This is a genomic window from Streptococcus sp. oral taxon 061 (assembly GCF_013394695.1).
Classification (GTDB): domain Bacteria; phylum Bacillota; class Bacilli; order Lactobacillales; family Streptococcaceae; genus Streptococcus.
This window is the reverse complement of record NZ_CP058258.1, coordinates 20,001-32,372: the sequence shown is the minus strand read 5'-3', so window position 1 is coordinate 32,372 and position 12,372 is coordinate 20,001. Positions and strand designations below refer to the sequence as shown.

14 protein-coding genes and 1 other RNA gene are annotated in these 12,372 nt (G+C 39.0%); 2 read left to right on the top strand and 13 right to left on the bottom strand.

Annotated elements, in window-relative coordinates:
- The first annotated feature begins 106 nt into the window (after nucleotides 1-106).
- Complete coding sequence (locus tag HW271_RS00165) at nucleotides 107-1,117, top strand: YeiH family protein (RefSeq protein WP_178894398.1); 1,011 nt, start codon at nucleotides 107-109, stop codon at nucleotides 1,115-1,117.
- A 133-nt stretch (nucleotides 1,118-1,250) separates the two neighbouring features.
- On the opposite strand, the gene HW271_RS00160 is transcribed toward HW271_RS00165, so the two are convergent.
- From HW271_RS00160 to tadA, 12 genes are all read right to left on the bottom strand, one after another.
- A complete protein-coding gene (locus HW271_RS00160; RefSeq protein ID WP_178894397.1) occupies nucleotides 1,251-1,688 on the bottom strand; it encodes a CoA-binding protein in 438 nt (145 codons plus the stop codon).
- A 141-nt stretch (nucleotides 1,689-1,829) separates the two neighbouring features.
- Nucleotides 1,830-2,675, bottom strand: coding sequence for a class B sortase, LPKTxAVK-specific (gene srtB, locus HW271_RS00155; RefSeq protein WP_178894396.1), 846 nt, complete (start codon nucleotides 2,673-2,675; stop codon nucleotides 1,830-1,832).
- A gap of 78 nt (nucleotides 2,676-2,753) precedes the next feature.
- On the bottom strand, nucleotides 2,754-3,128 hold the full coding sequence (locus tag HW271_RS00150) for an LPKTxAVK-anchored surface protein (RefSeq protein ID WP_178894395.1): 375 nt from the start codon (nucleotides 3,126-3,128) through the stop codon (nucleotides 2,754-2,756).
- A 271-nt stretch (nucleotides 3,129-3,399) separates the two neighbouring features.
- The gene (locus tag HW271_RS00145; RefSeq protein WP_178894394.1) at nucleotides 3,400-4,368 is read right to left on the bottom strand and encodes a ribose-phosphate diphosphokinase; all 969 of its coding nucleotides are present in this window, start codon (nucleotides 4,366-4,368) and stop codon (nucleotides 3,400-3,402) included.
- A gap of 215 nt (nucleotides 4,369-4,583) precedes the next feature.
- Entirely contained in the window at nucleotides 4,584-5,078 is a 495-nt protein-coding gene (locus HW271_RS00140) for a carbonic anhydrase (protein WP_004250355.1), read from the bottom strand.
- Nucleotides 5,079-5,240: 162 nt separating this feature from the next.
- Nucleotides 5,241-5,936 carry a TIGR00266 family protein gene (locus HW271_RS00135; protein WP_178894393.1) on the bottom strand — a complete coding sequence of 232 codons (696 nt, stop codon included), beginning with the start codon at nucleotides 5,934-5,936 and terminating at the stop codon, nucleotides 5,241-5,243.
- 70 nt (nucleotides 5,937-6,006) lie between these two features.
- A complete protein-coding gene (gene radA / locus HW271_RS00130; RefSeq protein ID WP_254730712.1) occupies nucleotides 6,007-7,344 on the bottom strand; it encodes a DNA repair protein RadA in 1,338 nt (445 codons plus the stop codon).
- Nucleotides 7,345-7,411: 67 nt separating this feature from the next.
- Nucleotides 7,412-7,903 (bottom strand): hypothetical protein, encoded by a 492-nt coding sequence (locus tag HW271_RS00125; protein ID WP_178894392.1) that lies wholly within the window; start codon nucleotides 7,901-7,903, stop codon nucleotides 7,412-7,414.
- Between the two features lie 16 nt (nucleotides 7,904-7,919).
- Complete coding sequence (locus HW271_RS00120; protein ID WP_178894391.1) at nucleotides 7,920-8,486, bottom strand: histidine phosphatase family protein; 567 nt, start codon at nucleotides 8,484-8,486, stop codon at nucleotides 7,920-7,922.
- Nucleotides 8,437-8,880, bottom strand: a complete 444-nt coding sequence (locus HW271_RS00115) for a dUTP diphosphatase (RefSeq protein ID WP_006149117.1) — start codon at nucleotides 8,878-8,880, stop codon at nucleotides 8,437-8,439. The genes HW271_RS00120 and HW271_RS00115 overlap by 50 nt, the downstream gene beginning before the upstream one ends.
- Nucleotides 8,881-8,933: 53 nt before the next feature.
- An RNA gene (ffs, locus tag HW271_RS00110) (signal recognition particle sRNA small type) lies at nucleotides 8,934-9,032 on the bottom strand.
- Between the two features lie 32 nt (nucleotides 9,033-9,064).
- Complete coding sequence (gene tadA, locus HW271_RS00105) at nucleotides 9,065-9,532, bottom strand: tRNA adenosine(34) deaminase TadA (protein WP_178894390.1); 468 nt, start codon at nucleotides 9,530-9,532, stop codon at nucleotides 9,065-9,067.
- 301 nt (nucleotides 9,533-9,833) lie between these two features.
- Between tadA and HW271_RS00100 the strand changes: the two genes are divergently transcribed.
- A complete protein-coding gene (locus HW271_RS00100) occupies nucleotides 9,834-10,373 on the top strand; it encodes a hypothetical protein (protein ID WP_178894389.1) in 540 nt (179 codons plus the stop codon).
- A 479-nt stretch (nucleotides 10,374-10,852) separates the two neighbouring features.
- Here HW271_RS00100 and HW271_RS00095 read toward each other — a convergent pair whose 3' ends face one another.
- Complete coding sequence (locus tag HW271_RS00095; protein ID WP_178894388.1) at nucleotides 10,853-12,139, bottom strand: adenylosuccinate synthase; 1,287 nt, start codon at nucleotides 12,137-12,139, stop codon at nucleotides 10,853-10,855.
- Nucleotides 12,140-12,372 lie beyond the last annotated feature (233 nt).

Sequence of the window (12,372 nt, the reverse complement as noted above, 5' to 3'; positions counted from 1 at the left end):
TCTCTGACCGCAAAATTCCGTTAATTTACAACCTTATTCCTACTTTCTATTTTACTTTTCTGACAGATAAGATTATAATAAGGAGTATTTATTTTCGGAGGTTTTTATGTCATTTCTATCAAAAAATTGGGCAGGACTGTTAGCCTGTCTTATTATATCTATCATTTCTTGGGTTTTAGGAGGCTTTCTGCCTGTTGTGGGAGCACCTGTTTTCGCCATTTTTATCGGAATGATTCTCTACCCCTTTCTCACTCCCTATAAACAACTGGATGCTGGTTTGACTTATAGCTCCAAAAAATTGCTTCAGTATGCTGTTATCTTGCTTGGGTTTGGACTCAATATCTCACAAGTTTTCGCAGTTGGAAAATCTTCCCTTCCTGTCATCCTCTCAACTATTTCAATTGCTTTGATTATAGCTTTCTTTTTCCAACGCTTTTTTAACCTTGATACAAAGCTAGCTACTTTGGTTGGGGTAGGCTCTTCTATCTGTGGCGGTTCTGCCATTGCAGCGACTGCTCCTGTTATTCACGCCAAGGAAAAAGAAGTAGCCCAAGCCATTTCTGTTATCTTTTTCTTCAATGTCTTGGCAGCTCTTATCTTTCCAACTCTAGGTTCTTGGCTCCATCTTTCCAACGAAGGTTTTGCTCTCTTTGCGGGTACTGCAGTCAACGATACATCCTCTGTAACAGCCACAGCTAGCGCCTGGGATAGTCTTTACCAAAGCAATACTCTCGAATCTGCTACTATTGTCAAACTGACACGCACCCTGGCTATTATCCCTATTACTCTCTTCCTCTCCTACTGGCAGAGCCGTCAACAAGGAAACAACCAAGGAGTAAAGCTTAAAAAAATCTTCCCCGTTTTCATTCTCTACTTCATCCTAGCTTCTCTGCTAACTACTCTTCTCACATCTTTCGGTGTCAGCAATAGCTTCTTTTCACCTCTCAAACAACTCTCCAAATTCCTCATCATCATGGCTATGAGTGCTATTGGTCTCAAAACCAACCTCATTGCTATGATCAAATCCAGTGGAAAATCCATTCTTCTTGGAGCCCTTTGCTGGATTGCCATCATCCTGACTAGTCTTGGTATGCAAACACTCATCGGCATTTTCTAATACTCTTCGAAAATCTCTTCAAACCACGTCAACGTCGTCTTGCCGTACTCAAGTACAGCCTGCGGCTAGTTTCCTAGTTTGCTCTTTGATTTTCATTGAGTACAACATAAAAGGTAGCCCATCAGCTACCTTTTTATTGTTCAAGAATTAAACGTGTATGTTCTCTCTTAATACAACGGTTCATCACGATGTCATCGCATCCCCCAGCACGCAAGATTTCTTCTGCTTCCAAACTTTCAAGTCCTAGTTGTGCCCAGAAAATCTTAGCATCCGCCTTGAGAAAGTCTCGTGCTACATCAGGTAAAAATTCACTGCGACGATATACATTGACGATATCTACAGGGAAAGGAATTTCAGCTAGACTGGCATAAGCCTTTTCTCCCAAAATCTCGCTACCTGCAGCTTTAGGGTTAACTGGAATAATTTTATAGCCACGATCCTGCATTTCTTTAGTCACTCGATTGCTAGTGGTTTCCTCACGATCGGATAAGCCTACTACAGCTAGAGTTTTACTGGTTGCTAGATACTGACGGACCACTCCATCACTTGGATTGATAAATTCTTGAGTCATAGAAACCCTCCTTTTCATCAGTATAGCACATTTTGAAAAGGCTTGCAGAAATTTACTATAAAAATCAAAATCAAAAAATCCTCCCAAAATTAAACTATTTCATTTAATTTTAAGAGGATTCATATAGTTTTTTTAATTTTATTATCTTGTTGGTTTATACTGAAGTTCTTCACCATGTTGTTTGACAAAGTCAGTCATCTCTGAATCAGGAATTTGTCGAAGGTAAATATTTGTACGAATCGTATCATCTTCTTCAAGACAAGTTGACAGAACCATATATTTATCTTTTGGAGACACCTTAACATTTGGTTTCTTAACTTTTGCCTCGTCATAAATAGCTGTCAATTGCTTTTCAAAATCCGCGTCATCTTCAAAAGAAGTACGATAAAACGCTGTTGTTTCTGGAACTATAACCACTGCAATGGCTTCATAATAGTACTTTCTTTCCGGCGTTTCAATGACTACATAAGGATGTTTATCGAAATAATCTTGACTACTGAAGTAATTTACGTCTTTAAACATACGATGGTCAGGTACTTTACTTCCTCTAGCGTGACCAAATAACCATGTTAAACGATCACTAAAATCCTTCTTGTTATCAGCATCCATAAAGACTGCTCCCATTAGAGGTTGATGCACACCTTCAAACGTTTTATCTAGATAAGTTGCGTTATCCGTTGTTTGAACGACCGGTTCATCTAACTGTGTGCCAGGAATATATACATAACCAACCGTTTCAGAGTTTGTTGCGAGCAAGCCTTTAAATTTATTAGCGAGATATTCCTTTTCTTCTGCACTAACAGTATAGGTCTGCTTAGGAGCTTCCTGAGTAACTTTTACATCAGTAACATTATTTTGTTTATCTGGTTTTGGAGCTAGGAAGCTATTATAAACAAAGAAACCACCAAAAACAATGACAACGAATGTAAGAATGGAAGCTATTATTTTACCAATGGGTGATTTTTTTATCCTAGAATGTTCACTCATTATTTTCTCCCTCATTATTTACCAAAAAAATCACTGAAACCAAGTTTCAGTGATTGGTTACTTCATTAAACAAATGAATTATTTAACTGCACTTGTTTTAGGAAGAGCTTTTTGACCTGCAGCTGCTGGAGCTTTTTGACCTGCAGCTTTTTGGTCTGCAGCTTTTTGGTCTGCAGCTTTAGCAGCGTCACCTTTGTCAACTTTAAGGTGTTCACCTTTTTTAAGTTTGTTAGCGTCGCGAGTCCATTGTTCAGACTTAGTACCAAGGTCTTTGTCGTTGTACTCTTTAATTTGGTCAGGAGTTGCTGCTACATCGTTGTTGTCAACCCAAACACCTGATTCGTTTGACCAACGAGTTGCTCCAAGTCCATATGCTCCGTCTTCGGCAAATACTGGCGCTGCTGATGCGAATACAGCAAGTGCTGCTACTGATGATAATAAAACTTTTTTCATTGTTTTATCTCCTCTTTTTTTTAAAATTTATTTCATGAGGGATTACCTCACTAATCAGATTATATCACATATATTTAAGTTGTCAAGCTTTTTTAAAAATAAATTTATTTTTTTCTGGTAAAAAATAAGTAAAATTCATTCTAATTTAAAAAATCAAATAATATTCTTGAAACAATTGATACAAAAACATTTAAACTCCGAACAATACAGAATTCTGTGAGCGATAGGGTTCTGAATTTATAAGCGTTTTTTTATTTCCTCAACTGTAAATTTAAATAGTCTTCTCAATACTAAACAATGGAGAAAGAGGACGTTTTTCGTGGATACGGATGATTGCATCGCCTAAAAGATGAGCGATAGAGATTTGCTCAATCTTATCAATCAAACGTTCCTCTGGTAGGTAGATAGTATCCAAAACAACCAATTTTTTAATAGCTGATTTTTGGATGTTCTCCATAGCTGGCCCTGAAAGAACTGGGTGTGTACAGCTTGCGTAAACTTCAACAGCTCCAGCTTCAGCAAGTGCATCTGCCGCGTGACAAATGGTTCCGGCTGTATCAATCATATCGTCAATCAAGATACAAGTTTTACCTTCAACCTTACCAATGATGTTCATCACTTCACTAGTATTCATCTTGTCTACGCTACGACGTTTATCAATAATCGCAATCGGAGTTTTCAAGAATTCTGCTAATTTACGAGCACGAGTGACACCACCATGGTCTGGACTGACAACAACATAGTCAGAACCAACCATACCACGACGCTCAAAGTAATCCGCAATCAAAGGAGCACCCATCAAGTGATCAACAGGAATATCAAAGAATCCTTGAATCTGTGCAGCGTGCAAATCAATTGTCAACAAACGATCTACTCCAGCTACTTCAAGCATATTTGCCACGAGTTTTGCAGTGATTGGTTCACGCGCTCTAGCCTTTCTATCCTGACGCGCATAACCATAGTAAGGCATTACAACGTTGACGGATTCTGCACTGGCACGTTTCAAAGCATCAACCATAATCAAAATCTCTAGTAGATTGTCATTTACAGGTGAGCTAGTTGATTGTAAGATAAAGACATGTTTCCCACGGATAGATTCTTCGATGTTAACTTGAATTTCTCCATCTGAAAATTGACGAACAGTCGATTTTCCCAACTCTATCCCAATCTCTTGCGCCACACGCTCTGCCAATTCTCTATTTGAAGAAAGGGCAAACAGCTTTAAATCAGAAAAAGACATGATTTCCTCCGGTATTTATGTATCACTTGTGTTTTTCACAACATTTTTCCATCTACCATTGTAGCGCTTTTTTCTCGATTTTTCAATAAAAAATAAGACAAGAGCAGACTTTTATACTCTTATCTTATGCTATCTTATATTAGTGATATCAAAGGAGAAACTTGTCAACCTTCTCATCCTACTTCATGCTACTCCAGAAACTTTTAATTAGAAAGTTAGTATATCTCCCTCATACTACCTGTATCCACATCGTAAACAGCTCCTGAAATAATAACATCATCTGGAATTAAGGGGCATTCTCGCAGCAATTTCATATCCTCTCGAACACTCTCATCGATGTCTTGAAACGGTAAAAAGTCCTGCCCAGATACATCAACTCCCAATTCACATTTTAGGTGCTCTTGAAAATCCTCGTTATTGAAGGTTTGAGCCCCGCAGTCTGTATGATGAAGAACCACAATTTCTCTTGTCCCCATTTGTTGTTGAGAAATTACAAGTGAACGAATCATATCCTCAGTCACTCGACCACCCGCATTCCGTAAAATATGGGCATCTCCCAGAGCTAACCCCAGAGCTGGCGCAACGTGTAGACGCGAATCCATACAAGTTACGATTGCAACCTTGGTCTTAGGTTTAATGGATAAATGCAAATCTCCATGTAGTTCTACATAAGCTTGATTGGCTTTTAAAAAATTTTCAAAATAGGACATGACAACTCACTTTCTAGTCTGCCAGATAATTTGAACACCAAATTATTTATCTCCTATCTTACCATCTTTTCTTTGTCTTGTCAGCTGTTAACTTTCATATAAAAAAACTGGGACAGAGACATCCAGCGTCTAGCTTGGGTTTCTGTCCTAGTTTTTTTATTATTATGAACCTTTTTGGATATACTTGTTAAGTGAGCCTGCAAAGCTTTGAAGATTGAGACTTTGTACATAGACCTCACCGCTACCTCGGAAGGTATTCACCACTCCTTCGCCTGTACCAATAGACTGCCAGAAACCATTTTCTAGGTGAATATCATAGTCCAAAGACTGGCTCCAAGCCACCACATGAGCATTATCAATCGTTACTTCTTGGTTTTGTAGTTCAATTTTTTTAATCGAACCAAAAGCATTGGCCAAAAGAGTTCCTTGACCTTGAGTAGTCATCACAAAGAGACCGCCTTGCCCTCCGAACAGAGCTTTCCCAATAGACTGGCGCTCCATTGTATAGAAAGCTGTACCATCAAGAGCTAGAAAGGCTCCATCATTCAATCGATATTGCTTTTCACCTATCTCAAGAGCAATCACTTGACCAGGAGTATCTGGTGCTAAAGCAAGATTCCCGTTGTCAGACTCAGCAACAGCTTGAGTGATAAAGGTACTTTCACCAGAAACCATTGAACGCCCTACAGCTTTGACAAAACGTCCCAAACCAGATCCGCTAGCATTGAGCTGGGTATTGAGACTTACATTGGGTGTATGGTAGACCATGCTTCCACGCTGGATAAAGACTGTTTCTCCTTGGTTGAGCGACAACTCTACCAAAGGAAATTGCATTTGACTGTCCATAGAAAATTTCATCAGAAATTCCTCCTTGTTTTAATAATTGTTAGCAATAAAATAATTAGTCATCTAAAACTGACCATAACTATTAAGAGAACACCTTTTTCAAGACTTCCTGAATAGTCGTCACCCCAATCACCTGAATTTCCTTAGGTGGCTTGATTCCAGTTAAAGAATTCTTTGGTACATAGATTTTTGTAAATCCAAGCTTAGCAGCTTCGTTGATTCGTTGTTCGATACGATTCACACGCCGAATCTCTCCAGTCAAGCCCAACTCTCCCACAAAACATTCCTGAGGGTTGGTTGGTTTATCCTTGTAACTTGATGCAATAGCAACTGCTACCGCAAGGTCAATGGCAGGCTCATCCAATTTGACGCCACCTGCAGATTTGAGGTAGGCATCCTGATTTTGGAGGAGCAAACCTGCCCGTTTCTCCAAAACAGCCATAATCAAGCTAACACGATTGAAATCAAGACCAGTTGTAGTTCGCTTGGCATTCCCAAACATAGTCGGTGTCACCAAGGCCTGCACCTCCGCCAAAATCGGACGTGTCCCTTCCATAGTCACAACGATTGACGAACCAGTTGCCCCATCCAAACGTTCTTCTAGAAAGACCTCGCTTGGATTGAGTACCTCTACTAGCCCACCTGACTGCATCTCAAAGATTCCAATCTCATTAGTCGAGCCAAAACGATTTTTGACTGCTCTTAAGATACGGAAGGTATGGTGGCGTTCCCCTTCAAAGTAAAGCACGGTATCTACCATATGCTCCAGCATACGAGGACCAGCCAAGGTTCCTTCCTTGGTTACATGACCGACGATAAAGATGGCAATGTTATTAGTCTTGGCCAGCTGCATGAGTTCAGCTGTCACCTCACGTACTTGGGAAACCGAGCCTTGTACCCCTGAAATTTCAGGAGACATAATGGTCTGAATCGAATCGATGATAAGGAAATCCGGCTGGATACGTTCGACTTCTGCACGAACGCTCTGCATATTGGTCTCGGCATAGAGATAAAACTCACTATCAATATCCCCCAAGCGCTCTGCACGAAGTTTGATCTGTTGAGCAGACTCCTCCCCACTGACATAGAGAACTGTTCCTACTTGAGACAACTGGGTTGATACTTGTAAGAGAAGGGTTGATTTCCCAATCCCTGGATCCCCACCAATGAGGACAAGACTTCCTGGCACCACACCTCCACCAAGCACTCGGTTAAACTCCTCCATCTCAGTCTTAGTTCGATTGACATTAATAGAAGTTACTTCAGCCAATTTCATAGGCTTGGTTTTCTCACCTGTCAAGGAGACACGCGCATTTTTGACTTCTGCGACCTCAACTTCTTCTACAAAAGAAGACCAGGCTCCACAGTTTGGACAACGTCCTAAATACTTAGGTGAATTATATTCACAATTTTGACACACAAATGTCGCTTTTTTCTTTGCTATAATTCTAATCCTCTCATTTTAAAATCTCTTATTAATTTTTATATTAATGACTATTTCTTTTCAAAACAGTAAGCCCGCCATCATCCGCATGGACATAATACTGACCATCAGGGCTAAATCCAAAAATATAGGGTAAATAACCTTTATAGATTTGACTTCTATCTTCCTTATCTTTTTCCCAATAAATGGTTAAAATCGGATAATCTTCAGATTGGTCTTTATCCATTGTCACTCTGATGTCTTTGCCATTATCCAGAGGGAGATATCCACCGTATTGACCAGCGATAGGGATAGGTGAATCATATCCCTCACACATGGCTACTAACTCTACCTCATCGTAATCTCCGTCTATCGGTGTTACTTGCCCATTTTCGCTATCAATGATTGACATGTAGTCTGAAGAAATACACAGAATTTTATGATAGGCATCAGGGAGAAATGCTAGGTAAAGAAACCCTCCAATACTAATCTCAAAAATCTTCTTATACCCTCGACAATTCTCGGCGCTAAAAGCCTGAAAATCCTTATAACTCATTTCATTGTGCTTCTTTCTATATCTCTATCTCACACTCAATCACTTGGCAAAAATCAATCTTCTCATTTGGCACAAACTGGCGCATGAGCATTCGATGAGTGACAACAACGACTGTCTGATAGTCTCGATACTTGCGCATAGATTTTAGAAACCGAGACCTCATTTCCTCAGCTGTCTCATATTGAATAGGACTATTAGGAGGTAAGGAGCCATTATTTTCTAGAAATAGAGTACGAGCTTTTTCAAAATTCTCTACGCCACTTTCATAGACTTGCCATTCATGCAATAATGGCTCCACTCTCAAAGGAAATCCAATAGCACTAGCAAGATAAGAAGCCGTTTCTAAAGCTCGTGTCACTGAAGAAGCTACTAGCAGATCAGCTGATTGGAACAAGGGATTTTGGCAAAGGTCCTGAGCCTGTTTCCTTCCCTTCTCAGATAAGGGAGCTAGATCCATTCCAAATCCGGAATAAGCATGCTCCTCTAACACACGATAATCTGGCTCCCCGTGACGTACAAAAATAATCTTCATCTTAGTGCCCAGTCGATCCAAATCCACCAGTACGAACTCCGTCTGCCTCATCTCCATCTGCAATTAAAAATGGAGCAAAGACAGCCTGAACTACACGTTCTCCAACTTCAAGAACAACTTCCTGATCGGTAATATTTTTCATCTGAGCAAAGATATGGCCTTCATTTCCCGGATTTCCATAATAATCCCCATCAATAACGCCAACAGAGTTGATCAAGACCAAGCCCTTCTTACGAGGATTTGATGAACGGTCATAGAGATAGAGCACTTCAGTCGGCTGCATATAAGCCTTAACACCCGTTGGGACGAGAACAATCTCTCCTGGAGCGAGAACCGTACGCACCGCAACCTTTAAGTCGTACCCAGCTGCATGCGCTGTCTCACGCTTTGGTAGCAAATTTTCATCTGTAAAGCTAGAAACTAATTCAAAACCACGAATTTTCATATTATTCCTCTTTTTAATCTTTTATTCTAGGCTATTTTATCTTATTTATTCGAAAAAAGCACGAAAAAAGAGCACACAATTCACACTCGCTTAGGGCTGCTGGATTCCTCCCCTGACCCGCTTCACGCAGAACTGTTGCTCCACTAGTTATTATACCACATTCCCTTCTGTTTTTAAAGAGAAATTATTTTTTACGTCGATTTCGGAAAAAGTCCTGCATAATCCCTGCACAATCACTCTCTAAAATGCCTGTTTCAACAACCACACGGTGATTGAGCCGCTCATCCGTCAAAATATCATACAAACTTCCAGCAGCGCCAAATTTCTGGTTTTTAGCCCCGTAGACCACGTTTGGAATCCGTGCGAGACCAATTGCCCCACTACACATAACACAAGGCTCAATGGTCACAAAAAGCGTACAATCGAGCAAACGCCAACTCTCTTCGCTCAAATTAGCATCCTCTATAGCCATAATTTCCGCATGCATGACTGCCCGTTGCAACTCCTCTCGCGCATTGTGTCCTCTCCCAATGACTTTTCCATCCTTGACAATTACACAACCAATCGGGATTTCATCATGCTCTAAAGCAATCTCTGCCTCTTTTAAGGCCTCTCTCATAAAAGCTTCTTTTTCTTCAAGCGTGTAATTCATCTCTTCTCTCTTCCTAGCTATCAATTCTATCATTATAGCATGTTTTCCTAGACAAAAAAAGAGCTCTATAATATTTGCAGAAACCAACTTTAGATAGTATTCAATCTCTGGTTTGTAGAAATAATGTTATAAAAAGAGTATAATGGTAGCAAAATTTAGAGAAACACTAGAAATCATGAACTGAGAGTAATGGAGACAACTGATACAGAATGTCCAGATCTGTCGGAAGATTTTTAACTATAAGTCTCCAAGAGATGATTATCCTGAGATTTAAATAATAAACAAGATGAAAGGGTAACTAATGCAATTAGAATTTTTACAGGATGAACCAAAACTTACCTTGATGTTTCCATATAAAGATACATTTAATAGAGTAGGGGGACCATCCATGATATCTATATCTGTTATGATTCTCTGGATTCTAAAGCGTCTGATGACTTACAATACTGATTTTGCAGACAAAATTGTTATGGCAGTAGCGCTGATTTATGCTCCCCTCCTTATATGGTTTATGGGGTATTATCTCTTCATAAATGGAGTAAAATTAGAAATTTATAAAAACAATATTGTTCAGTATTATACCTATAGCAGTAGAGGCCACAGCCTATTACATTATCAATTTGGACTTCAAGATATCGAACAAATAACCATTATAAAGCGTCCTTTTAATTGCGTAAAGTTAAGCATAAAAATTAGAAATCCTATTTTTTTAGAAGGACATGAAAAAAAACTAAATAAGCTAGTCAGAGTCAGTATCATCACAGGCAAACTAAAAGCAGATGCTTTTATGCACGAAATGAAGCAATTTCAAAGTGATAAATCAGATAATCAAGTAAGCTGATTCAGAAAAAATTCAAGTTTGTCTAACTTACAAATTCTCAAGAAAATAGTTCACTGAAGAGGCTGGGATCAGAAATCCCAACCTCATTTTTTCTTAGTTATGCGCCTTTGATGTGATGGCAAATTGAACGATTTGTTGGTATTTGAGAATTCAAAAAGTTTTTTTACCAAAACTTCTTTTCTCAATTCACAACTTTAACAAATTTACCCAAATGTTGAAACCTCACAGATCTGGGTGTACCAAATCGAGAGTTGGTCTAAAGATTTCTGTCTCACTGTTTTTTTCTTTGTCTTAAAAGTAAAGAAGCCACCTAAATATGACTTAAAAGCTGACAAAAAAAGCCACCGAATGCGGTGACTTTATAGGGAGATTATTATGAAAAAGAAAAGTTTAGGAAATTTGTTACAACAAGTTAGGAGGTCTTCTTGTAACTGTCTATAGTATATCCGACCTGTCTTAAACAAATCTTAAAAAATCTCCTATGACCAAACACTTTCTAAAATATTTGTTTGTTCACGACCAGGACCTACTGAGAATGTTGAAATACGCACACCCACCAATTCGCTAACACGACGTACATAGTTACGTGCATTCTCAGGAAGATCTTCCAAAGTACGTACTCCAGTAATATCTTCATGCCAACCTGGCAATTCTTCATAGATTGGCTTGCAACGTTTCAATTGTTCGAGACTAGCTGGGTAGTAATCAATACGTTGACCATCAAGATCATAAGCTACACAGATTTTTACTGTATCCAAGCCACTCAAAACATCGATAGAGTTCAAAGAGAGATTTGTGATACCAGAAACACGACGGCTATGACGCATAACAACTGAGTCAAACCAGCCCACACGACGTGGACGACCAGTAGTTGTTCCATACTCATGACCTACTTCACGAATGCGTTCTCCCACTTCATCAAACAACTCAGTTGGGAAAGGACCATCTCCTACACGACTTGTATAGGCCTTACAAACACCTACAACCTTGTCAATCTTGCTTGGACCTACTCCAGAACCAATTGTCACACCACCAGCCACAGGGTTTGATGAAGTAACAAATGGATAAGTACCTTGGTCAATATCTAACATGACGCCTTGAGCTCCTTCAAAGAGAACACGTTTGCCATTATCAAGTGCATCATTCAAGATAACAGAAGTATCTGTTACATATTGCTTGATTTGTTGACCATATTCATAATATTCTTCAAAAATATCATCAAATGAAATAGGTTCGCTATCATACAATTTTACAAATTGACGATTTTTCTCAGCAAGATTGCGTTCTAAACGTTCACGGAAAATCTCTTTATCCAAAAGATCTGCGATACGGATTCCAACACGAGCTGCCTTGTCCATATAGGCTGGACCAATTCCTTTAATTGTAGTCCCAATCTTGTTATCACCCTTAGCTTCTTCTTGAAGACGGTCTAATTCAATGTGATAAGGCAAGATAACATGCGCACGATCAGAAATTCGAAGATTATCTGTTGTAACACCTTCTTCATGCAGATAAGACAATTCTTTCACAAGAGATTTAGGGTTTACAACCATCCCATTGCCAATTACAGAAATTTTTTCTGGGAAGAAAATACCTGAAGGGATCAAGTGCAATTTAAATTTCTTTCCATCAATAACAATTGTGTGACCTGCATTGTCACCACCTTGGTAACGAGCAATCACTTCCGCATTAGCTGAAAGAAAATCTGTAATTTTCCCTTTACCTTCATCACCCCATTGGGTACCTACAACAACTACTGAAGTCATAATAAAATTTCGTCTGAGCCAAAAGGCTCGTCCTTTCTCATATACGTGGCGGGACTCTCACCCACAATTATATCTTACAATTTATTATAAGAAAAAAACCCCATTTTATCAAGAATTAACACTAGAAAAGATTAGGGAATTCTTTAACTTTTGATTTTTAAAAATACAAAAAATTAGCATAATCTAAATATTTTTTATAAATTAATTATTATTGTTCGTAATAAATGAAATTA